19 protein-coding genes and 1 tRNA gene are annotated in these 20,545 nt (G+C 67.6%); 13 read left to right on the top strand and 7 right to left on the bottom strand.

Annotation, left to right across the window (positions count from 1 at the left end):
- The first annotated feature begins 77 nt into the window (after positions 1–77).
- Together ACMGER_RS05725 and ACMGER_RS05720 are read left to right on the top strand one after the other, a co-directional pair.
- On the top strand, positions 78–1,397 hold the full coding sequence (locus tag ACMGER_RS05725) for an APC family permease (protein WP_436811131.1): 1,320 nt from the start codon (positions 78–80) through the stop codon (positions 1,395–1,397).
- Entirely contained in the window at positions 1,394–1,885 is a 492-nt protein-coding gene (locus ACMGER_RS05720; RefSeq protein WP_436811130.1) for a DoxX family protein, read from the top strand. The genes ACMGER_RS05725 and ACMGER_RS05720 overlap by 4 nt, the downstream gene beginning before the upstream one ends.
- Here ACMGER_RS05720 and ACMGER_RS05715 read toward each other — a convergent pair.
- A complete protein-coding gene (locus ACMGER_RS05715; RefSeq protein ID WP_436811129.1) occupies positions 1,882–2,205 on the bottom strand; it encodes a PadR family transcriptional regulator in 324 nt (107 codons plus the stop codon). The two genes, ACMGER_RS05720 and ACMGER_RS05715, sit on opposite strands and share 4 nt — an antisense overlap.
- A 178-nt stretch (positions 2,206–2,383) precedes the next feature.
- On the opposite strand from ACMGER_RS05715, the gene ACMGER_RS05710 reads away from it, so the two are divergent.
- Positions 2,384–2,905 (top strand): hemerythrin domain-containing protein, encoded by a 522-nt coding sequence (locus tag ACMGER_RS05710; RefSeq protein ID WP_436811128.1) that lies wholly within the window; start codon positions 2,384–2,386, stop codon positions 2,903–2,905.
- 311 nt (positions 2,906–3,216) lie between these two features.
- Here the strand turns inward: ACMGER_RS05710 and ACMGER_RS05705 are convergent, their stop codons facing one another.
- Both ACMGER_RS05705 and ACMGER_RS05700 read right to left on the bottom strand, forming a co-directional pair.
- Positions 3,217–4,086, bottom strand: coding sequence for an SDR family NAD(P)-dependent oxidoreductase (locus ACMGER_RS05705; protein ID WP_436811127.1), 870 nt, complete (start codon positions 4,084–4,086; stop codon positions 3,217–3,219).
- Between the two features lie 11 nt (positions 4,087–4,097).
- The gene (locus ACMGER_RS05700) at positions 4,098–5,069 is read right to left on the bottom strand and encodes an alpha/beta hydrolase (RefSeq protein ID WP_436811126.1); all 972 of its coding nucleotides are present in this window, start codon (positions 5,067–5,069) and stop codon (positions 4,098–4,100) included.
- A 206-nt stretch (positions 5,070–5,275) separates the two neighbouring features.
- Here ACMGER_RS05700 and ACMGER_RS05695 point away from each other — a divergent pair, with 206 nt between their 5' ends.
- Positions 5,276–6,175, top strand: a complete 900-nt coding sequence (locus ACMGER_RS05695; protein ID WP_436811125.1) for a LysR substrate-binding domain-containing protein — start codon at positions 5,276–5,278, stop codon at positions 6,173–6,175.
- A 46-nt stretch (positions 6,176–6,221) separates the two neighbouring features.
- On the opposite strand, the gene ACMGER_RS05690 is transcribed toward ACMGER_RS05695, so the two are convergent.
- Both ACMGER_RS05690 and ACMGER_RS05685 read right to left on the bottom strand, forming a co-directional pair.
- A complete protein-coding gene (locus tag ACMGER_RS05690; protein ID WP_436811124.1) occupies positions 6,222–6,455 on the bottom strand; it encodes a hypothetical protein in 234 nt (77 codons plus the stop codon).
- A gap of 174 nt (positions 6,456–6,629) precedes the next feature.
- Positions 6,630–6,716: transfer RNA gene (locus ACMGER_RS05685), tRNA-Leu, on the bottom strand.
- Between the two features lie 122 nt (positions 6,717–6,838).
- Here ACMGER_RS05685 and ACMGER_RS05680 point away from each other — a divergent pair.
- The 9 genes from ACMGER_RS05680 to ACMGER_RS05640 all read left to right on the top strand — a co-directional run bounded on the left by ACMGER_RS05680 (position 6,839) and on the right by ACMGER_RS05640 (position 18,798).
- The gene (locus tag ACMGER_RS05680) at positions 6,839–7,771 is read left to right on the top strand and encodes a complex I NDUFA9 subunit family protein (protein WP_436811123.1); all 933 of its coding nucleotides are present in this window, start codon (positions 6,839–6,841) and stop codon (positions 7,769–7,771) included.
- A 53-nt stretch (positions 7,772–7,824) separates the two neighbouring features.
- On the top strand, positions 7,825–8,622 hold the full coding sequence (locus ACMGER_RS05675) for an undecaprenyl-diphosphate phosphatase (RefSeq protein ID WP_436811122.1): 798 nt from the start codon (positions 7,825–7,827) through the stop codon (positions 8,620–8,622).
- Between the two features lie 154 nt (positions 8,623–8,776).
- Positions 8,777–10,225, top strand: coding sequence for an NAD(P)-dependent oxidoreductase (locus ACMGER_RS05670; protein ID WP_436811121.1), 1,449 nt, complete (start codon positions 8,777–8,779; stop codon positions 10,223–10,225).
- Positions 10,222–10,872, top strand: coding sequence for a DUF2059 domain-containing protein (locus ACMGER_RS05665; RefSeq protein WP_436811120.1), 651 nt, complete (start codon positions 10,222–10,224; stop codon positions 10,870–10,872). Before ACMGER_RS05670 ends, ACMGER_RS05665 begins: the two co-directional genes overlap by 4 nt.
- A complete protein-coding gene (gene gltB, locus ACMGER_RS05660) occupies positions 10,865–15,376 on the top strand; it encodes a glutamate synthase large subunit (RefSeq protein ID WP_436811119.1) in 4,512 nt (1,503 codons plus the stop codon). Before ACMGER_RS05665 ends, gltB begins: the two co-directional genes overlap by 8 nt.
- A 147-nt stretch (positions 15,377–15,523) precedes the next feature.
- Positions 15,524–15,964 (top strand): hypothetical protein, encoded by a 441-nt coding sequence (locus ACMGER_RS05655; RefSeq protein WP_436811118.1) that lies wholly within the window; start codon positions 15,524–15,526, stop codon positions 15,962–15,964.
- Positions 15,965–16,004: 40 nt separating this feature from the next.
- Complete coding sequence (locus ACMGER_RS05650) at positions 16,005–16,676, top strand: glutathione S-transferase family protein (protein WP_233784471.1); 672 nt, start codon at positions 16,005–16,007, stop codon at positions 16,674–16,676.
- 14 nt (positions 16,677–16,690) lie between these two features.
- Complete coding sequence (locus ACMGER_RS05645; RefSeq protein WP_436811117.1) at positions 16,691–17,305, top strand: YbhB/YbcL family Raf kinase inhibitor-like protein; 615 nt, start codon at positions 16,691–16,693, stop codon at positions 17,303–17,305.
- A 641-nt stretch (positions 17,306–17,946) separates the two neighbouring features.
- The gene (locus ACMGER_RS05640) at positions 17,947–18,798 is read left to right on the top strand and encodes an SDR family oxidoreductase (RefSeq protein WP_436811116.1); all 852 of its coding nucleotides are present in this window, start codon (positions 17,947–17,949) and stop codon (positions 18,796–18,798) included.
- 10 nt (positions 18,799–18,808) lie between these two features.
- Here ACMGER_RS05640 and ACMGER_RS05635 read toward each other — a convergent pair whose 3' ends face one another.
- Complete coding sequence (locus ACMGER_RS05635) at positions 18,809–19,837, bottom strand: GGDEF domain-containing protein (protein WP_436811115.1); 1,029 nt, start codon at positions 19,835–19,837, stop codon at positions 18,809–18,811.
- A 95-nt stretch (positions 19,838–19,932) separates the two neighbouring features.
- Complete coding sequence (locus ACMGER_RS05630; RefSeq protein WP_436811114.1) at positions 19,933–20,487, bottom strand: peroxiredoxin; 555 nt, start codon at positions 20,485–20,487, stop codon at positions 19,933–19,935.
- Positions 20,488–20,545: the final 58 nt, after the last annotated feature.

The raw sequence follows: 20,545 nt of genomic DNA, 5'->3' as shown, positions 1-20,545 counted from the left end.
TGCCAGAACATTTGGCTCGGAAGGACGATTCCTGTGCAGCCCTTCTTCCACCTCCCAGCGCCGCAGGACGCTGCCCGATGAGCGGCGCGCCGGCGGCGCGGCTGAAGCGGGAGCTCGGTCTCGGCGGTGCGATCATGATGGGCCTGGGTTCGATGGTCGGCACGGGCGTGTTCGTCAGCATCGGCATCGCCGCCGGCGTGGCCGGTCCCGCCGTGATCCTGGCGATCGCAGTTGCCGCGCTGGTCGCCACCTGCAATGCGCTCTCGAGCGCGCAGCTCGCAGCCAGTCATGCCGTGAGCGGCGGCACCTACGAATATGGCTATCGCTATCTGAACCCCGCGCTCGGCTTCACCGCGGGGTGGATGTTCCTGTGCGCAAAGACCGCGTCGGCGGCGACCGCAGCGCTCGGCTTCGGCGGCTATCTTCTCCGCCTGCTCGGGGCCGATCTCAGCCTGATGCCGTGGCTGGCCGTGGGCGCTACGCTGCTGTTCACGCTGCTCGTGCTCGGCGGGATCCGGCGGTCGAGCTGGATGAACATCGCGATCGTCTCGGTCACGCTGCTCGCGCTCGGATCGTTCATCTTGTTCGGCCTCCCGCGCGCATTCGACGGCGGCACGACCAACCTCATGCCGCTTCTGCCCACGACGGAGACCGGCGGCGCGCAGGGCTTCCTCTATGCGACCGCGCTCATGTTCGTCGCCTATACCGGCTATGCCCGCATCGCGACGCTGGGCGAGGAGGTGACCGAGCCCAGGAGGACGATCCCGCGTGCTATTATCGTCACGCTGATCCTGACCGGCATCCTCTACATTCTGGTCGCGGTGGTCGCGATCGGCAGCGTCGGCGCCGACCGCTTCGCGAACGCGCCGGGCGCGCAGGCAACGCCGCTGGAGCTCGCCGCCCGCGCGATGGAGGCGCCGCTGCTCGCCAATCTTGTCGCGATCGGGGCGGTCACCGCGATGCTCGGCGTCCTGCTCAATCTGATCCTCGGCCTGTCGCGCGTCGTGCTGGCGATGGGACGCCAAGGCGACCTGCCGCCTTTGTTCGCACGGCTCAGCCGGGACGGCGCCGCGCCGGCCGCCGCAGTGATCGCAATCGGCATCGTCATCGCGGCGCTCGCCTCGATCGGCAGCGTCGAGACGACCTGGGCGTTCAGCGCGTTCAGCGTCCTCATCTATTACGCGATCACCAATCTCGCCGCGCTGCGGCTGCCGCGCGAGCAGCGGCTCTATCCCGCCTGGGTGGCGATGGCTGGACTTGCCGCCTGCCTCTTCCTCGCCTTCTGGGTGCCTGTCGAGATATGGGCGGCGGGGCTCGGCCTCATCCTGATCGGACTGGCGTGGAAGGCGGTCGCACCGCGCCTTTGGGCAGTGTCGAATAGGAGCACGCTTTCATGAGACATTCGTGGTGGTTCTCCCCCGGCGAAGCGACCTGGGCCATCTTCGTCCGCCTGTCGCTTGCCGGCGTGTTCATCCCGGAAGGGCTGCAGAAGCTGACGCATCCGGACATATTGGGCGCGGGCCGCTTCGCGAAGATCGGCATTCCCTGGCCGGAGTTCTTCGGCCCCTTCGTCGGGGTGATCGAGTTGCTCGCCGGATTGATGTTTCTCGTCGGCTATGCCTCGCGCGCGGCCGCCGTGCCGATCGTCGTCATCATGATCGTCGCGATCGTCTCGACCAAGATCCCGATCCTGCTCGGCCGCGAGTGGTGGATCTTCAGTCTTCGCGAGCTCGACCGCTACGGGTTCCTCAGCTTCACGCATGAGACCCGCACCGACTGGGCGATGCTGATGGGCGCGATCTTCATGCTGCTGTCCGGATCGGGGCGCCGGTCGCTGGATGAGCGCCTGTGGCGGGGAAGCCCTCCGCAGTCGGCGCCGGCTTAGCCGGGATGCTTCGGGGCTTCTCCGGCGATCACTTCGCGGAACAGCTCCCGAAGCTTCTCGCGGCCGACCCCCAGCGCCTCGCGGCCGAGCGGCGTCGCGTTGTAGACCCGCCGAAACGTCCGGCCATATCGTTCCTTGCGCGACGTCAGATAGCCCTTCTTCTCGAGCGAATGGAGCATCGGGTAGAGCGTCCCCGCGCTCAGCCTGTAGCCGTGATGGGCGAGCTCCTCGATCATCCACTGCCCGTAGAGATCGCCCTCGGCAGCATGGTGCAGGACGTGGAGCCGGATGAAGCCCGAGAGAATGTCCTGATGATCCATCTGTCGAAGCGGTCCTGAAAACGCTCTATCGAAATCCGATATCGGAACCCGCATACGTCCCGTTGGTTGCCTTCTCCATCGGCTCGTGCAGCCCCTGAGCCGATCTTGCGTGCATCAGCCATAATGGAGGAAGCGATGCAGGACGAGCAATCTCGGCACGCGCCCAGGCAGACAGATCATGGCTGAGCCGCCGCCTGCTGATCGATCCGATCGGCGCCGGCTTCTGGGAGATGCTGCCACGCTGTTCCGCCGGTTCGGCGAGGATTATCACGAGCGCGGTCTCGAGGAACGGTTCCTGTTTCCTGAGGTGCGGCGCGCGGGCGGCGAGGCCGGCGCGCTCGTCGACACGCTGCTCGCCCAGCACCGGCGCGGCCGTGAGGTCACCGACTATATCCTCCAGACCGTCGGAGGCGGGTCGATCGCCACGGCGAGCGCGGAGCCGCTGTCGCGCGCGCTCACGGCGATGAACCGAATGTATGAGGCCCATGCCGCCTGGGAGGACACGATCGTGTTCCCCGCCTGGAAGGAGGCGATGCCGCCCGAGCGGCTTCACGAGCTCGCCGAGACGTTCGAGGAGATCGAGCACCGGCAGTTCGGCGAGGACGGGTTCGATCAGGCGGTCCGGCGCGTGGCCGCGATCGAGCAGCGGCTCGGCATTACGGGACTTGCCGGCTTCACCGCGCCCGCGCCCGGCAGCTGAGCCATCGACTACGTCCTGCTCGCCGGCTCGGGCTTCACCGCCTGGATCGTTTCCACCGTCGGCGGAGGTGGCGGCGCGCTGCTGCTCGTGCCCCTTGTCGGCTTCATCGCCGGCGCGCAGGCGGTCGCTCCGGTCACCACCATCGTCGAGTTGATCGCGGGCGCTGGCCGGGCGCCGTCTTCCGCAAGCGCTTGAGTGGGGCGTGGTCAAATGGGCGCGATGCGGCCGGCGGGATCGCCCGAAGGCCGCATCGAGGCGCCCCTGCGAATGTCGCCTCAGCGAAGCGCTCCCGTGTTGTGGAACGCGATCGACTACACTTTTCCCGTCTGTTCGGTCGGCATAATCCACAACTCGACAATGGCCGCATGGCGCGGGCGGGTGACCATATAGGCGACGCCATCGGCGATGTCCTCGGCCTCAAGCGCCTCGATGCTCTCGAAAAATGCCTCGATCTCGGCGCGGATTGCGCCTTGATGGTTGTCGTTGAGCTCGGTCTTGACGGCGCCCGGCTCCAGTACCCCGACGCGGACGTGGCTGGACGCCAGTTCCTGGCGCAGGGCCTCGGTGAAGCCGTTCACGCCGAACTTGGTCATGTTGTAGACGGCGAAGTTGGGTGAGGCGACGCGACCGGCATAGGAAGAGATGTTGACGATATCGGCGACGCGGCGCGCCGCATTCTCCGCGGCCGCTTGCAGGTGCGGCAACGCGGCCTTGGTCATGTAGAGGAGCGCCTGCTGATTGAGCGCGATCATCTGCTCCCAAGCCTCGATCTCGTTCTCAGCGACCGGACCGATGATCATCACGCCCGCATTGTTGACGAGAATGTCCAGACGGCCGAAGTGTTCGACCGTCTGTCGAACGGCCGCTTCGGCGCTCGCCCGATCGGTGATGTCGCTGGGGATTGCGACGGCCCTGCCCCCGATGCTTTCGATGTCGCGGACGAGCGCGTCGAGGCGGTCCTTGCGGCGCGCGACGAGGGCGACCGCAGCCCCCTGATCGGCAAGCGCACGTGCGGTGGCATGGCCGATGCCGCTGCTGGCGCCGGTGACGAGCGCGACGGTACCGGTGAGTTTCGAAGACATTCTGCGTCCCTTGTCTGATGGGCGCGACGGCGGTGCGTGGACGAGGCATTGGCACCTGTCAGCGCGGCCGAGGATGGCCCTTGCGGGCCATCCTCTCATGGGTTGCCGTATCAGCTTGCCGAGTTGCCGAGGTGCTTGCCGAAGAACTCGAGCAGCTTGGGCATCGCCTTGCCCACATCGCGGTCGTACAGGCTCATATGGGTGCCGCCCGGGACGACGAAGAGTTCCTTCTCGCTCGCGCTCGTCGCCTCGGCGAAGGCGCGGTCGCTGTGCCATTTCGAGCCCGCGTCGCTGCCGGCGATCAGCAGAAGCGGCTGCGTCAGCAAGGTGCCGATACCGATGAAGGCGTCGAACGCGATGAGCTTGTCGTTGCTGCTGGCGAGGAAACGGTTCGGCTGACGGTCGAGCTTCCAGCGGTTTGCCAGCCGGTAATATTCGCTGGCTTCCACCATGTCGGGTTCGGTGACGCCTTCGGTCGTATCCGGCACATAGGGAAGCAGCACGGGCTCCGCGCCATTGGCTACCGCGGTGCGCTGCTCGGCGACGGTCTGGAGCGTGGCGCGCAGTTCCTCGACCGTTCCCGTGCCTCGCCAGCCCTTGCGCATGCCGTCACCGTAATTGAACGAGCTGATGCCGGCGACCGCCTTGATACGGTGATCGGTCATCGTCGCGTTGATGGCGTAGGCGCCACCGGCGCAGATGCCGAGCGCCGCAATGCGCTCGCGATCGACGAAGGAAAGCGTGGTCAGATAATCGACCGCGCTCCTCGCGTCCTCCACACGGGCTGTCGGGTCTTCGAGCAGACGGGGCTCGCCGCCGCTCTCGTTCTGGTGGGACGCGTCAAAGGCGAGCGCGACATAGCCGTTCTGCGCGAGGCGCCAGGCGTAGAGGCTCGCAGTCTGTTCCTTGGCGCCGCCGCCCGGATGGACGATGACGATCGTCGGATAGATCTTGCCCTGCTCCATGTTGGCGGGCGCAAAGATCACGCCGGCCATGTCGATCTGCCCGTTCTTGAACGTGACGGGCCTGCGCGCGACGGTGCGATCCGCGCTTACCGCCGCAGTAAAATCCGCCAGGCTCACGATAGGGGCCTGATCGGCCTTGCGGCCTGCGCTATTCGCCTCTGCCGTGCCCGCGAGGCCGACCAGGGAAGCTACTCCTGCTGCTATGATCTTCGATCGCATCGATCGTCTCCTTCATACCATCTTTCGGATGTCGAAGAGATAGCGCGTTCCGGTATTTCCATAAGTGGCGTATTGGTAGACGAGCTTTTGACCAAAGGTTCACAATGGACAAGAATCAGCTGGACGGGCTGCTGGCCCTGAAGCTCGTTGCGGACAGCCGCAACTTCACGGCCGCGGCCAAGTCCCTCAGGGTCTCGCCGTCGGCGGTCAGCAAGATGATCAGGCAACTCGAAGCGCGGCTCGGTGTGACGCTGCTGACGCGGACCACCAGGGCCACCAGCCCGACCGAGGCCGGCGAGAGGTTTCTCCGCCAGGCGGGACCGGCGCTGGAACTGATCCTGGCCGCGATGGCGGACGCGGGAAGCTCTGCCGAGAGGCCGGCCGGGCGGCTGCGGTTGAACGTGCCGCAGCTGATCTACCCGAATTTCCTGAAACCCGCCGTGGCCAGCTTTGTCGAAAGATACCCCGACGTCACGGTGGAGGTCTTTATCGAGAACGCGGCAACCAACATTTTCGAGAGAGGGTTCGATGCGGGAATCCGGGTATCGGAGATCCTCGCGCAGGACATGGTCGCGCTCAAGCTTCTGGGCCCCGTTCGCTGGGTGGTCGCGGGCGCGCCCAGATATCTCGACAAGTTCGGTCGTCCGGAGCAGCCTAAGGATCTCCTGTCGCACGACTGCATCTGCGTTGGCGCGGGCGAGCGCATCTACGACCGCTGGGAATTCGAGAACGAAGGCAAGGAGTTCGCGGTGCAGGTGAGAGGCTCGCTCATCACCAACGATGCAACGCTCGCGCTGGATGTGGCGCTCGACGGTTCCGGTCTCCTCTACACGAGCGAAGTCGCCATCATGGACAGGGCCGAAGCCGGCGATCTCGAAATCGTGCTGGATCGCTATGCGGGAAGCAGCACCGGGATATATCTATATTACCCCCGGCGCTCGCAGGTTCATCCCAAGCTTCGCGCATTCATTGAGCATGTGAAAGATTTGAGGATCCTCAACTAGACCGTGAACGCATTAAACGGGCGTGACGGCGGTGGATTAGCTGCGGTCAAAAGTTGCTGCCCACGAATTTGAAGATCGCAAAGGCGCAGAAGCGAACCAGCGCCGCGAAGAGCATCATCGGCGGCGCAAGCCACAGTATCTGCCTGTCCCATCCCCAGCCGAAGGCGAAGAGAAGATCAGCGGCGGCCGCAACCCACATGAAGGCCAGCAGTGCTATGAACATGCCGAAGATAACGTTGACGGCTCTACGCTGCCGATTGAGGAACGGCTCGTAGCTCATCCTGCGGGTATTTCACCGATCGGCGCGCGGCCCTCCCGCTCGTTCTTTCAAAGCTGATGGTATGCCGATGGTTCCGGGCGGATGAGCCCGGATTCCAATCGGCGATTCTCTCTGAGAAAATGCTGGAAAACCAGCCGCTTGCTGGACGATCCCGGACGTTCCCGGAAAGGTCTCTGGTGCCCAGAAGAGGACTCGAACCTCCACGCCCTTTCGAGCGCCGCCACCTGAAGACGGTGCGTCTACCAATTCCGCCATCTGGGCACGGGGTAGGCGGCGCGCTCTAATGAATGGGATCTGCGGTTGTCAACCGGCTGTTGGCCTTGCCGAGCGCGCGCGTACGCGGCATGGGGGCCGTGACATCCCGGGAATCCTTGACAGGCGCAATGAAGGACCAGCTCATCACCCTGTTCGGCGGCGGCGGATTCGTCGGCCGCTATGTGGCGCAGGCACTGCTTGCCGCCGGCGCGCGCGTGCGAGTCGCGCAGCGCGTCCCCCGCGACGCCTGGTTCCTGAAGCCGCTCGGCGGCCTCGGTCAGACCCAGTTCGTCGCCGCGGACGTGACTAGGCCCGCCACCGTCGCCCGCGCGATCGAGGGCGCAGACGCCGTGGTCAATCTCGTCGGCAGCTTCGCCGATATGGCCGCGGTCAATGCCGGCGGGGCGCGCATCATCGCGGAGACGGCCGCCGCCAAGCATGTCGGAGCGCTCGTCCATGTCTCCGCGCTCGGCGCCGATCCCGAATCGCCCTCGACTTACGGCCGCACCAAGGGCGAGGGCGAGAAGGCGGTGCTGGTCGCCTTCCCGGGCGCGACGATCCTGCGCCCGTCGCTGGTGTTCGGGCGCGAGGATCAGTTCACCAACCGCTTCGCCGGGCTGATCGCCCGCGCGCCCGTGCTGCCGGTGCTGCGCGGGCAGGCCCGCTTTCAGCCGGTCTACGTCAAGGACGTCGCGACCGCGGCGGCGAGGGCGCTCGCCGGCCCCGAGCACCATGCCGGCCGCATCTATGAGCTCGGCGGGCCCGACGTGCTCACCATGACCGAGCTCTACCGCTGGCTCGGCCGTGCCATCGGGCGCGAGCCGCTGATGGTCGACCTGCCCGATTCGCTCGGCAGCCTGATCGCGGCGTTCGGCTTCCTGCCGGGCGCGCCGATCACGATGGACCAGTGGCGGATGCTCCACCGCGACAATGTCGTGTCCTCGGGTGCCGAAGGGCTCGGGGCGTTCGGCATCGACCCGACCCCGCTCGCCAGCGTCGCGCCCGCCTGGCTGGTGCGCTTCCGCCGCCATGGACGCTTCGCCAAGCGCCTGCCTGCCTGAACCCGAGTTCCCGTTAGCGTGCCGCCCGTCCGCGGCCTGAAAGTGAGGCCGTGATGGACCTTCTGACCGTGATCCTGCTCGGCATCGTCGAGGGCGTGACCGAGTTCCTGCCGGTGTCCTCGACCGGGCACCTGATCCTGGCGGGGGCGCTGCTCGGCTTCCACGGCGAGAGCGCCGGCACCTTCGACATCGTCATCCAGCTGGGGGCGATCCTGGCGGTGGTGGTGCTTTACTGGCGGCGCTTCTGGGATGTCGCGCAGGGACTGTTCCGCGTCGAGCGCGGGGCGCTGATCTTCATCCGCAACCTGCTGCTCGCCTTCCTGCCCTCGGCGGTGATCGGCGTGATCGTCTACAAGGCGGTCAAGGCGATGCTCGAGAACCCGACGATCGTCGCGGTCGCGCTGATCGTCGGTGGCATCGCCATCCTGGTGATCGAACGATTCGTGCGCAATGCCGAGGTGCACAGCGTCGAGGGGATGAGCTGGCGCACCGCGCTCGGCATCGGCGTGATCCAGTGCCTGTCGATGATTCCCGGCATCAGCCGCTCGGGCGCGACGATCATGGGCGCGCTGGGACTGGGGGTCGAGCGGCGCACCGCCGCCGAGTTCAGCTTCTTCCTCGCGGTGCCGACGATGCTCGCCGCCTCGGCCTATGATCTCTACAAGAACCACGAGCATCTCGGCGACACCGGCTGGAGCCAGATCGCGGTCGGCTTCGTCGTCTCGTTCATCGTCGCGCTACTGGTGATCCGGTGGTTCGTCGGCATCGTCACCCGCCATGGCTTCGCGCCCTTCGCCTGGTACCGAATCGCTGCCGGCGCGCTCGCGCTGGTGTGGCTGCAGTTCAGATAGGTCAATAATCGGAACTATTTTTGAAAGGTCCTTTCGTCTCGACGATCGAAAAGACCTTTTCGGCGTGGAGATGGGACAGGATTGGTGCCGTATCTGCCGATTTGACCTATGACCTTGGCAGCGTTTCGCGTTACCCGGCGGCGAAAGGTCGATCATGGCTGGCGAAAAGCTTCTTCAATTCGTGACCCGGACGCAGGCGTACCCCGCCAAGCGGGAGGCGCAGGCGCGCGCGGAGGATTTCCGCGAGATCACGGAACGCTACGGCGTGCCCGCCGCCGAGGAGCAGGCAAGCCGCTGCTCGCAATGCGGCGTGCCCTATTGCTCGGTGCACTGCCCGCTGCACAACCATATCCCCGACTGGCTGCGGCTCACCGCCGAGGGGCGGCTGCGCGAGGCCTATGAGCTGAGCAACGCGACCTCGACCATGCCGGAGATCTGCGGCCGCATCTGCCCGCAGGATCGCCTCTGCGAAGGCAATTGCGTGATCGAGTTCTCCGGCCACGGCGCGGTGACGATCGGCTCGGTCGAGAAGTTCATCACCGACACCGCCTGGGAAGAGGGCTGGGTCGAGCCGGTCGCGGTCGGGCCGGCGCGGGGCCAGTCGGTCGGCATCGTCGGCGCGGGACCGGCGGGGCTCAGCGCGGCCGAGTATCTTCGCGGCTATGGCTATGACGTCCATGTCTACGACCGGCACGACCGGATGGGCGGGCTGCTGACCTATGGCATTCCCGGCTTCAAGCTCGAGAAGCCGGTGGTGATGCGCCGCATCGAGCGGCTGCGCGAAGGCGGCATCGTCTTTCACGAGAGCTTCGAAGTCGGCCGCGACGCGACCTTGGACGAGCTGCGCGAGCGGCACGACGCGCTGCTGATCGCCACCGGCGTCTACAAGCCACGCGCGATCAAGGCGCCGGGTATCGGCTCGGCCGGAGTGGTCGAGGCGCTCGCCTATCTCACCGCCTCCAACCGCAAGAGCTTCGGCGACGACGTGCCCGAGTTCGACGACGGCAGCCTCGATGCCGCGGGCAAGCACGTCGTGGTGATCGGCGGCGGCGACACCGCGATGGACTGCGTGCGGACCGCCGTCCGTCAGGGCGCCGCGTCGGTGAAGTGCCTCTACCGCCGCGACCGCGCCAACATGCCGGGCTCGCAGCGCGAGGTCGCCAACGCCGAGGAGGAAGGCGTCGAGTTCGTCTGGCTCTCCGCCCCGCAGGCGTTCGAGGCCAAAACTAACGATGGTAACGAGCGGGTGAAGGCGGTCCGCGTGGAGAAGATGCGGCTCGGCGCTCCCGACGCCAGCGGCCGCCGCGCGCCCGAGCCGGACCCGGGCAGCGACTTCCGGCTGGAGGCCGATCTCGTCATCAAGGCGCTCGGCTTCGACGCGGAGGACCTGCCGCGGCTGTTCGACGTGCCCGAGCTCGGTGTCACGCGCTGGGGAACGCTCAGGACCGACAACAAGACGATGATGACCAGCCTCGACGGCGTGTTCGCCGCCGGCGACATCGTCCGCGGTGCGAGCCTGGTGGTGTGGGCGATCCGCGACGGCCGCGACGTCGCGGGCAGGATGCATCAGTATCTCAAGGTGAAGGGGAAGGTGGCGGCATGAAGACGGTGATCGGAACCCTGCTGATTGCGCTGGCGACGCCGGCGGCCGCGCAGACCGCTGCGACGGAGGCGACCGCGCCTGCGCCAGCCGATCCCGCCCGGCTCGCCGCCGCCGAGAAGGCGGTCGCCGCGCTCGTCCCCAAGGGCATCTACATGACCATGATGCGCGACAAGATGCCGCAGATCATGGATGCGATGATGTCCCAGATGATGGGGAAGACGCCGGGCGAGCTCGGCCTTCCCGCCGAGAAGGGCATCGAGAGCGGCAAGACCTTGGGCGAGGCGGCAGCGAACAAGGACCCGGCCTTCAAGGAGCGGATGCGCCTCACCACGAACGTGATGTTCGAGGAAATGGGGAAGGTGTTCGACGGCATGGAGCCGCGCATCCGCGCCGCGCTCGCCCGGGCGTTCGCGCGCAAGTTCACGCTCCGGCAGCTCGACGACATCAATGCCTTCTTCGCAACGCCGTCGGGGGCCATGTTCGCCCGTGAATATCTGATGATGTTCATGGATCAGGAGATGATGCAGGAGATGATGAGCCTCACGCCCGAGCTCATGAAGGCGATGCCCGCGATCCTGGAAAAGGCGGAGAAAGCGACCGCGCACCTGCCGCCTCCGCCCAAGCCCGAGACCAAGACCGATGAGTGACGCCGAACGCCTCCGCCTTGCCCGCGAGGGCATGTACCGCCCCGAGTTCGAGAGCGATGCCTGCGGCGTCGGCCTGGTCGCCGCCACCGATGGCGTACCCTCGCGCCGTGTCGTCGCCGCCGCGATCGACGCGCTGAAGGCGGTGTGGCACCGCGGCGCGGTCGACGCCGACGGCAAGACCGGCGACGGCGCCGGCATCCATGTCGACCTGCCCGCCAAGTTCTTCGACGACGCCGTGGTCGCCTCGGGCCACCGCGTGCTGCCGAACCGGCTCGCGGTCGGCATGATGTTCCTGCCGCGCACCGATCTCACCGCGCAGGAGACCTGCCGGACCATCGTCGAGAGCGAGATCATCGAGGCGGGCTACACCATCTATGGCTGGCGCCAGGTGCCGGTCGACGTGTCGGTGATCGGGATGAAGGCGCAGGCGACGCGCCCGGAGATCGAGCAGATCATGATCGCCGGGCCCCTTCCCGACGAGCAGGACGCGGCCGAGTTCGAGAAGAACCTCTACCTGATCCGCCGCCGCATCGAGAAGCGCGTGATCGCGGCGCAGATCAGCGGCTTCTACGTCTGCTCGCTGAGCTGCCGGTCGATCGTCTACAAGGGGCTGTTCCTCGCGGAGAGCCTCAGCGAGTTCTATCCGGACCTCAAGGACGAGCGGTTCGAGAGCCGGGTCGCGATCTTCCATCAGCGCTATTCGACCAACACCTTCCCGCAATGGTGGCTGGCGCAGCCGTTCCGCTGCCTGGCGCACAACGGCGAGATCAACACGATCCGCGGCAACAAGAACTGGATGCGGAGCCACGAGATCAAGATGGCTTCGATCGCGTTCGGCGAGCGATCGGAGGACATCAAGCCGGTGATCCCGGCCGGCGCCAGCGACACCGCCGCGCTCGACGCGGTGTTCGAGGCGATCTGCCGCTCCGGCCGCGACGCGCCGACCGCCAAGCTGATGCTGATCCCCGAGGCCTGGGGGCCGAAGGGCGAGATGCCGCTCGCGCACGTCCAGATGTACAAATATCTCGCGAGCGTGATGGAGCCGTGGGACGGTCCCGCCGCGCTGGCGATGACCGACGGGCGCTGGGCGGTGGCAGGGATGGATCGCAATGCGCTCCGGCCGCTGCGCTATACGCGGACCGGCGACGGGCTGCTGATCGTCGGGTCGGAGACGGGGATGGTCGTGGTGCCCGAGAGCACCGTGATCGAGAAGGGCCGGCTCGGCCCCGGCCAGATGATCGCGGTCGACCTCGACCAGGGCCAGCTCCTCCACGACCGCGAGGTCAAGGACCGCCTCGCCGGCGAAGCCGATTACGGCGCGATGATCGGCGAGTTCCTGAGCATCGACGACCTTCGCGCAATCAAGGGCGAACCTCTGCGCTTCGACCGTGCCGAGCTGGCGCGCCGCCAGGTCGCGGCCGGCCAGACGCTGGAGGACATGGAGCTGATCCTGTCGCCGATGGTCGAGGGGGCCAAGGAGGCGATCGGCTCGATGGGCGACGACACGCCGCTCGCCGTCATCTCGGACAAGCCGCGGCTGATCAGCCAGTTCTTCCGCCAGAACTTCAGCCAGGTCACCAACCCGCCGATCGATTCCTTGCGAGAGCGGCACGTGATGTCGCTGAAGACGCGCTTCGGCAACCTTGCCAATATCCTCGACACCCAGGCCGCGCCGAGCAAGGTGCTGGTGCTTGAGAGTCCGGTGCTCACCAACCGCGATTGGGACCGTCTGAAAGGACATTTCGGCCCGCACGCGGCCGAGATCGACTGCACCTTCCCCGCCGATGGCGGGCCGGAAGCGCTGCGCGCCGCGATCGCCGACATCCGCGCCCAGGCCGAGCAGGCGGTGCGGCAGGGCAAGAGCGAGCTGTTCCTGACCGACGAGCATATCGGCCCCGACCGCGTCGCCATCGCCGGCGTGCTCGCCGCGGCGGCGGTGCATACGCATCTCGTCCGCCGCGGCCTCAGGAGCTATGCCAGCGTCAACATCCGCACCGCAGAGTGCCTCGACACCCATTATTACGCGGTGCTGATCGGCGTGGGGGCGACCACGGTGAACGCCTATCTCGCCGAGGCGGCGATCGCCGACCGCCACGCGCGCGGGCTGTTCGGCGAGCTGAGCCTCGATCAATGCCTCCAGCGCCACCGCACCGCGATCGACGAGGGGCTGCTCAAGATCATGTCGAAGATGGGGATCGCGGTGATCTCCAGCTATCGCGGCGGCTACAACTTCGAGGCGGTCGGGCTCAGCCGTGCGCTGGTCGACGACCTGTTCCCGGGGATGCCCGCCAAGATCTCGGGCGAGGGCTATGCTTCGCTGCACCTCAGCGCCAAGCTCCGCCACGACGCCGCGTTCGACGGCGCGGTGGCGATGCTGCCGATCGGCGGCTTCTACCGCCAGCGCCACGGCGGCGAGACGCACGCCTATTCGGCGCAGCTCATGCACACGCTGCAGACGGCGGTCGCGACCGACAGCTATTCGACCTATCTGCAGTTCGCGCGCGGCGTGCGCGACCTGCCGCCGGTGTACCTGCGCGATCTGCTCGAGTTCAACTATCCGCGCGAGGGCGTGCCGATCGATTCGGTCGAGGCGATCACCGAGATCCGCAAGCGCTTCGTGACGCCGGGCATGTCGTTGGGCGCGCTCAGCCCCGAGGCGCACGAGACGCTGGCGATCGCGATGAACCGCATCGGCGCCCGGGCGGTGTCGGGCGAGGGCGGCGAGGACAGCTCGCGTTACCGGCCCTACGACAATGGCGACAACGCCAATTCGAGCGTCAAGCAGATCGCCTCGGGCCGCTTCGGCGTGACCGCGGAATATCTCAACGCCTGCGACGAGATCGAGATCAAGGTCGCCCAGGGCGCCAAGCCCGGCGAGGGCGGCCAGCTTCCCGGCTTCAAGGTCACCGAGCTGATCGCGAAGTTGCGCCACGCGACTCCGGGCGTCGGCCTGATCTCGCCGCCGCCGCACCACGACATCTATTCGATCGAGGACCTAGCGCAGCTCATCTACGACCTCAAGCAGATCAACCCGCGTGCGCGGGTCTGCGTCAAGCTGGTGAGCTCGGCCGGCATCGGCACCGTCGCGGCCGGCGTCGCCAAGGCCCATACCGACGTCATCCTCGTCTCCGGCCATGTCGGCGGCACCGGCGCCTCTCCGCAGACGTCGATCAAATATGCCGGCACGCCGTGGGAGATGGGGCTCAGCGAGGTCAACCAGACGCTGACCCTCAACGGCCTGCGCGGCCGCGTGCGCCTGCGCACCGACGGCGGCCTCAAGACCGGGCGCGACATCGTCATCGCCGCGATCCTCGGCGCCGAGGAATATGGCATCGGCACGCTGAGCCTGGTCGCGATGGGCTGCATCATGGTGCGCCAGTGCCACTCCAACACCTGCCCGGTGGGCGTGTGCGTGCAGGACGAGCGCCTGCGCGCCAAGTTCACCGGCACGCCCGAAAAGGTCATCAACCTGATGACCTTCATCGCCGAGGAGGTGCGCGAGATCCTGGCGCGCCTCGGCGTCACCAGCCTCGACGAGGTGATCGGACGCACCGAGCTGCTCCGCCAGGTCAGCCGCGGCGCCGAGCATCTCGACGACCTCGATTTGAACCCGATCCTCGCCAAGGTCGACGCGACCGATGCGGAGCGGCGCTTCTCGCTGTCGACGTTCCGCAACGAGGTGCCCGACAGCCTCGACGCGCAGATGATTCGCGATGCGGCCGCGGTGTTCTCGCGGCGCGAGAAGATGCAGCTCACCTATTCGGTGCGGAACACGCATCGCGCCGTAGGCACGCGGCTCTCCAGCGAGATCACGCGCACCTTCGGCATGTCGGCGCTCGACGACGGCCATGTCACCATCCGCCTGCGCGGCTCGGCGGGCCAGTCGCTCGGCGCCTTCCTGTGCAAGGGCGTCAAGCTCGAGGTGTTCGGCGATGCCAACGACTATGTCGGCAAGGGCCTGTCGGGCGGCATCATCGCGGTGCGGCCGATGGTATCCTCGCCGCTCGCCAGCCAGGACAACACCATCATCGGCAACACCGTGCTCTACGGCGCGACCGCTGGCCGGCTGTTCGCGGCGGGACAGGCGGGCGAGCGCTTCGCGGTGCGCAACTCGGGCGCCGAGGTGGTGGTCGAGGGCTGCGGCGCCAACGGCTGCGAATATATGACCGGCGGCACCGCGGTGGTGCTGGGCCGGGTCGGCGCGAACTTCGGCGCGGGCATGACCGGCGGCATGGCCTTCGTCCACGACGCCGACGGCAGCTTCGAGCGGCGCGCCAATCCCGAGAGCATCGTCTGGCAACGGCTCGCCTCGCGCCATTGGGAATCGGTGCTGCTCGCGCTGATCCGCGCGCATGTCGACGCGACCGACAGCGCCTGGGCGGCGGGGCTGCTCGAGGATTGGGACCGCGTGCGCGGCCAATTCTGGCAGATATGCCCGAAGGAGATGGTGACGCGGCTCGCCTATCCGCTCGACGACGAGGTGGAGGTGATCGCGGCGGAATAGGGCCGAGGGCTCTCCTCCCCTCCCGCCGCTTCGCGGCTCCTTCCCTCTCCCAATGGAAGAGGGACGCTGGTATGAACGTCCAGCTTCGGCTCAGCCGAGCGGAGCTAGGGAGCGCCTCCGATTCGCTCCCGATGGAGTGAGGATGTCATGCGTCTCGTTCTGACCGCCGCCGCCTTCGTCGTCGCTGCCCCCGCCGCCGCGCAGGATCACGCCGCATCCGCCGCCAAGATCGGTGAGGCGCTGGCGAACCCGGTGGTGCAGGACGGCGTTGCGCAGGCGGTGACCAACATCGCCGATGCGTTGCTGGCGACGCGGGTCGGGCCGCTCGCGCGCTACACCGATCCGGACGACGACATCCATCCCGGCGACACGCTCGCCGACATCGAGCGGCGCCGCGATCCCGATTACCGCCGCCACCTCCAGGAGCGCACGCGCCGTTCGGTCGCCGCGGCCGGGCAGGCGGCAAGCGACGCCGGCGCCATAGCGGTCGAGCTCAAGGCGACCGGCGACCGGCTGCAGGCGGCGTTGGCTCCGCTCGTCGCGGCGCTGGGGTTGTTCTCGTCGGCGCCCGACGAGGATCATGATTGACGCCTAGACGCGCGCCGCGCTCGCCGTAAGAGTGGCGGCGATGTGGCAGCTTTACCAATTCCCGCTCTGTCCCTTTTCCCGCAAGGTCCGTCTGCTGCTCGGCGAGAAAGGCGTCGGCTATGAGCCGGTGCGCGAGTCCCCCTGGCTGCGGCGCGACGAGTTCATCGACATGAACCCCGCCGGCCAGACGCCGGTGATGGTCGACGTCGAGCGCGGCACGGTGCTGATCGATTCGATGGCGATCTGCGAGTATTTCGAGGAGACGGTCGAGAAGGCGGCGATGATCAACGGCACCGCCGCCAACCGCGCCGAGATCCGCCGGCTGGTCGCCTGGTTCGACACGCAATTCTATCGCGACATCACCGCGCCGTTCCTCAACGAGCGGATGCTGAAGCGGGTGACGCGGCAGGGAACGCCCGACGGCGCGGCGCTGCGCGAGGCGATGAAGGCGGTGGTCGGTCATCTCGACTATATCGATTACCTGCTCGACCACCGCACCTGGCTCGCCGGCGCGACGATGAGCCTGGCCGATCTCGCCGCCGCCGCCCAGATCTCGGTCGCCGACTATCTCGGCGGGATCGACTGGAAGAGCCATGAACAGGCCAAGCGCTGGTACGTCGGCATGAAGAGCCGCCCGAGCTTCCGCCCGCTGCTCGCCGAGCGGATGGAACTGGTGAGCCCGCCCGCCGATTACGAGAAGCTGGACCTGTAGTAAGGGGGCAAGCGATGCTCGAACACGTTCCCCGCTGGCTCGGCGCCGTGCTCAAGGGGGTGCGGGCGGGAGCCGACAAGCTCGCCATCGTCCAGCCGGACCTCGGCAATTTCGCCGCGCTCGAGCTGCGCAGCCCCGCCTTCGCCGACGGCGGGCGCCTGCCCGAGCGCTTCACCGCCGACGGCGCGGGCGTGTCGCCGCCCTTGTTCTGGACCGGCGTGCCCGAGGGCACCGACAGCCTGGTGCTGATCGTCGAGGACCCCGACGCGCCGGCACCGAGCCCGCTCGTCCATGCCATCGTCTGGGGGATGCCCGGCGAGGACGGCCGGCTCGCCGAGGGCGCGATTGCCGCCGACGGTCCGGGCGGCGAGGGCGGCGACGTCGGCCGCAACAGCTTCCGCCGCGAAGGCTGGCTGCCGCCCGATCCGCCGCCCGGCCATGGCGAGCATCGCTACGTCTTCCAGCTGTTCGCGCTCGCGCCGAGCGACACGCCCGGCGAGGCTCACAGCCGCGGCAACGCCGTCGCGGTGATGCGCGGGCGCGTGCTCGCCGCCGGACTGCTCACCGGCACCTATTCGCGCGGCGAGCCGGCGCCGACCGGGCGCGTGGGATCGGTTGCCCGGGCCTAGCTGCCTGCCCCATGAGGCGGAAGCGTGCGCCTGCGAAGGCAGGAGCCCTGGATCAGATGCCGTTCGCTTGCCGCCCGGGCTCCTGCCTTCGCCGGAGCACTGGTCCGAACAGATGCGCCATGGCCGCCAATAATTGGTAAAATCTACGGATTAAATTGGCGTTCGACACCATGTCGACAAAGCACGTCTCGCAAAATCAATAGCTTAGAAAATTGGCACGACCCCTGCAGAACACTTGCCATCGGCGCCGGATGGTCCGGCACCCGCCGACAAGACAGGGAGTTGCCACCATGGCTATCCGTTTCGAGACCTTCCAGCGCAGCGCCGTCGCGGTGTTCGGTGCGCTGATCGCCACCATGATGCTGGTCGTCGCCTCGGCTCCGCACGTTCCGCTCGCCTGACCGGAACGTCGGAGCCCCCGCCCTCAACGCTGATCCAGGAGTTCACGTCATGCTTCGCTCATTCGCCATCGGCACCGTCTCGTTCGCCTTCACCGCGGTGCTGATCCTCGCCAGCGCCAGCGCTCCCGGGGCCCATCTCATCGCAGCCTGAGCCCCAGGCTACCCCTTCCTTCCGGAAGGAAGGAACCCCGTCTCGCTCCCGCCGGTTGGACGATCATCCCAACCGAGGACATGGGAGCGATGACCGACACCGTCGAAATGATCCATGAAGACGCGCTTCCCGGACACGAAAGCGCATTGGAGCCCAAGCCCGACTGGCAGCCGCGCTATCCCGGATCGGGGCGGCTCCAGGGCCAGGTCGCGATCGTCACCGGCGCCGACAGCGGCATCGGCCGCGCCGTCGCCGCGCTGTTCGCCCGCGAGGGCGCCGACATCGCGATTGTCTATCTGTGCGAGACCGAGGACGCGCTGGAGACCAAGCGCATCGTCGAGTCGGAGGGCCGCCGCGCGATCACGCTGACCGCCGACGTCGGCTCGAAGAAGATGTGCGAGCGCGTCGTCGCCGAGACGATCGACGCGTTCGGGCGCCTCGACGTCCTGGTCAACAACGCCGGCGAGCAGCACCCCGATCAGGACATCACCGATATTACCGAGGAGCAGCTCAGGCGCACCTTCCAGACCAACATCTTCGGCATGTTCTTCATGGTGCAGGCGGCGCTGCCGCACCTGAAGGCTGGCGCGCGCATCATCAACTGCACTTCGATCACCGGCTATCAGGGATCGAAGGAGCTGCTCGACTATTCGTCGACCAAGGGCGCGATCACCGCCTTCACCCGCTCGCTGTCGGAGAATCTGGTCGGCAAGGGCATCCGCGTCAACGCGGTCGCGCCGGGGCCGATCTGGACGCCGCTCAACCCGTTCGGCGGCGCGAGTCCCGAGAAGCTCAAGAGCTTCGGCAAGAACACGCCGATGGGCCGGCCGGGCCAGCCCAACGAGGTCGCGCCGTCCTTCCTGTTCCTGGCGTGCGAGGATTCGAGCTACATGTCGGGGCAGGTGCTGCACCCCAACGGCGGGACGGTCGTCAACGGCTGAACGAGCCGGTTCAGCCGACGCGAACGCAGTTCCGGCCTTCGTTCTTCGCCTTGTAGAGCAGCCGGTCGGCGCGGCCGAACGCGGCGCGCGCGGTGTCGCCCTTCGCCACCGGCGCGAGCCCGGCGGAGAAGGTGACAGCCCCCAGCGGCTCGTCGGTCTCGCGCAGGCGATAGCGCTTGGTCGCGACCTGCTCGCGCGCGGTCTCCAGCGTCGCGCGGGCCGAGCCGGCATCCATGTCGGTAAACAGCACGACGAACTCCTCGCCGCCATAGCGGGCGACGAGATGGTCGCCGCACGCCTCGCGCAGCGCGGCGGCGATCGCCTTGAGCACGCGATCGCCGACGGCATGGCCGAAGCGATCGTTGACCGATTTGAAATGATCGATGTCGCATACCGCAAGCCATATCGTCCGGCCGGATTTCACGCAGCCGGCGAACGTCTCCTCGAAGGCACGCCGGTTGGGAAGGTCTGTCAGCGGATCGCGCCGGGCATTGTCGCGCGCCTCCTCGAGCTTGGCCCGCAGCTCCGCGGCCTCGCGCGTCGCGCTCTCGAGACGCGCTTCCGCTGTGCGCACGCGCGCGACCATCGCGGCGGTGATCCGCGCGACCTCCGCCACCGCCGCCGATCCGTCGAGCGCGTCCTGATGGAGGCGGATGCGGTCGGCGCTCTCGGCGAGCGCTCGGCCGAAGCCGTGCGTCTCGGCGTGGAGGCCCTGGATCACGTCGGCGAAGCCTTCGACCTGGAGCTGCGTCTGCGCGATCAGCCCGTCGGCACGCTCACGCTCGTTACCCGCGCCGGGCGCGATCTCGCAGCCCAGCGCCTCGATGTCGCGCACCGTCAGCCGCACGCCGCCGTCGGTCAGCTTGGCCACCGCCTGCGCCAGCGGTGCATCGGGATAGGCGAGGATCGCATAAGCAAAGGCATAGTTCGTCGGATCGGGGTCGAGCCGCTGCGTCGTCAGGAAATCGCCGATCCGGTCGAACAGCTGGCGCGACAACGGGCCGGCCTGTTCGGAACGGACGACGTGAGCCCGCTTCATGGTCTTTTCCGATCCCCTCGCGGCTGCATCCGCCAGGCTGGCGTGTAGCGCCGAACCCCTAATATCGGGTTGTCGTCGGCGTTACATCGGAGGCGTCAGGACCGGCGCTTGCCCAGGCCTCGCAAGGCCGCGAGCGTGCCGGTGATATGCCCCGTCGGGCTGGGATCGTCGTGGACATAGGCGATGCGGCCGTCCGGCGCGATCACGTAGCTGGTGCGGCTGGTGGCGTCGATCGTCGCGCCGCCCGGCGTCCTGATCGAGCGACCGAGCGCCACGTCATAGCCCTTCACCACATTGGGGCCGGCGCTGGCGACGGCGAACTTGCCGGCGCATTTCTCCGCCGAGAATTTCTGCAGCACATCGACCGAATCGGCCGACATGCCCAGCACGGTCGCGCCGGCGCGGGTGAACTCGGGGATCTTCTCGGCGAAGGCGGCGGCCTCGGCATTGCAGCCGCCGGTATAGGCGGCCGGGAAGAAATAGAGCACGACCGGTCCCTTCCTCAGCAGATCGTGCAGGCGGACGTTGACGATCTTGCCGGCGACCGCGCCACGGGTGGCGAAGTCGGGCGCCTTCGCGCCGGGAGCGAGCGCCGCTTCGGCGGGCATGGCGAGCAGGGCGGTGACGGCGGCGATCAGGGGCAGGCGCATGGGGCAGGTCCTTCGCTGGGAACGCGCGCTTCGGATACGCCTTCGCGGCGCGCGAGTC

Source organism: Sphingomonas astragali, from assembly GCF_051400615.1.
Lineage (GTDB): Bacteria > Pseudomonadota > Alphaproteobacteria > Sphingomonadales > Sphingomonadaceae > Sphingomonas.
This window is presented reverse-complemented; position numbering and strand designations above follow the sequence as displayed.

Bases quoted from the DNA above. Each gene is read 5' to 3' on its own strand.
- ACMGER_RS05725 (WP_436811131.1), top strand. From the start codon at position 78: ATGAGCGGCGCGCCGGCGGCGCGGCTGAAGCGGGAGCTCGGTCTCGGC.
- ACMGER_RS05720 (WP_436811130.1), top strand. From the start codon at position 1,394: ATGAGACATTCGTGGTGGTTCTCCCCCGGCGAAGCGACCTGGGCCATC.
- ACMGER_RS05715 (WP_436811129.1), bottom strand. From the start codon at position 2,205: ATGGATCATCAGGACATTCTCTCGGGCTTCATCCGGCTCCACGTCCTG.
- ACMGER_RS05710 (WP_436811128.1), top strand. From the start codon at position 2,384: ATGGCTGAGCCGCCGCCTGCTGATCGATCCGATCGGCGCCGGCTTCTG.
- ACMGER_RS05705 (WP_436811127.1), bottom strand. From the start codon at position 4,086: ATGAGAGGATGGCCCGCAAGGGCCATCCTCGGCCGCGCTGACAGGTGC.
- ACMGER_RS05695 (WP_436811125.1), top strand. From the start codon at position 5,276: ATGGACAAGAATCAGCTGGACGGGCTGCTGGCCCTGAAGCTCGTTGCG.
- ACMGER_RS05690 (WP_436811124.1), bottom strand. From the start codon at position 6,455: ATGAGCTACGAGCCGTTCCTCAATCGGCAGCGTAGAGCCGTCAACGTT.
- ACMGER_RS05680 (WP_436811123.1), top strand. From the start codon at position 6,839: ATGAAGGACCAGCTCATCACCCTGTTCGGCGGCGGCGGATTCGTCGGC.
- ACMGER_RS05675 (WP_436811122.1), top strand. From the start codon at position 7,825: ATGGACCTTCTGACCGTGATCCTGCTCGGCATCGTCGAGGGCGTGACC.
- ACMGER_RS05670 (WP_436811121.1), top strand. From the start codon at position 8,777: ATGGCTGGCGAAAAGCTTCTTCAATTCGTGACCCGGACGCAGGCGTAC.
- ACMGER_RS05665 (WP_436811120.1), top strand. From the start codon at position 10,222: ATGAAGACGGTGATCGGAACCCTGCTGATTGCGCTGGCGACGCCGGCG.
- gltB (WP_436811119.1), top strand. From the start codon at position 10,865: ATGAGTGACGCCGAACGCCTCCGCCTTGCCCGCGAGGGCATGTACCGC.
- ACMGER_RS05655 (WP_436811118.1), top strand. From the start codon at position 15,524: ATGCGTCTCGTTCTGACCGCCGCCGCCTTCGTCGTCGCTGCCCCCGCC.
- ACMGER_RS05650 (WP_233784471.1), top strand. From the start codon at position 16,005: ATGTGGCAGCTTTACCAATTCCCGCTCTGTCCCTTTTCCCGCAAGGTC.
- ACMGER_RS05645 (WP_436811117.1), top strand. From the start codon at position 16,691: ATGCTCGAACACGTTCCCCGCTGGCTCGGCGCCGTGCTCAAGGGGGTG.
- ACMGER_RS05640 (WP_436811116.1), top strand. From the start codon at position 17,947: ATGACCGACACCGTCGAAATGATCCATGAAGACGCGCTTCCCGGACAC.
- ACMGER_RS05635 (WP_436811115.1), bottom strand. From the start codon at position 19,837: ATGAAGCGGGCTCACGTCGTCCGTTCCGAACAGGCCGGCCCGTTGTCG.
- ACMGER_RS05630 (WP_436811114.1), bottom strand. From the start codon at position 20,487: ATGCGCCTGCCCCTGATCGCCGCCGTCACCGCCCTGCTCGCCATGCCC.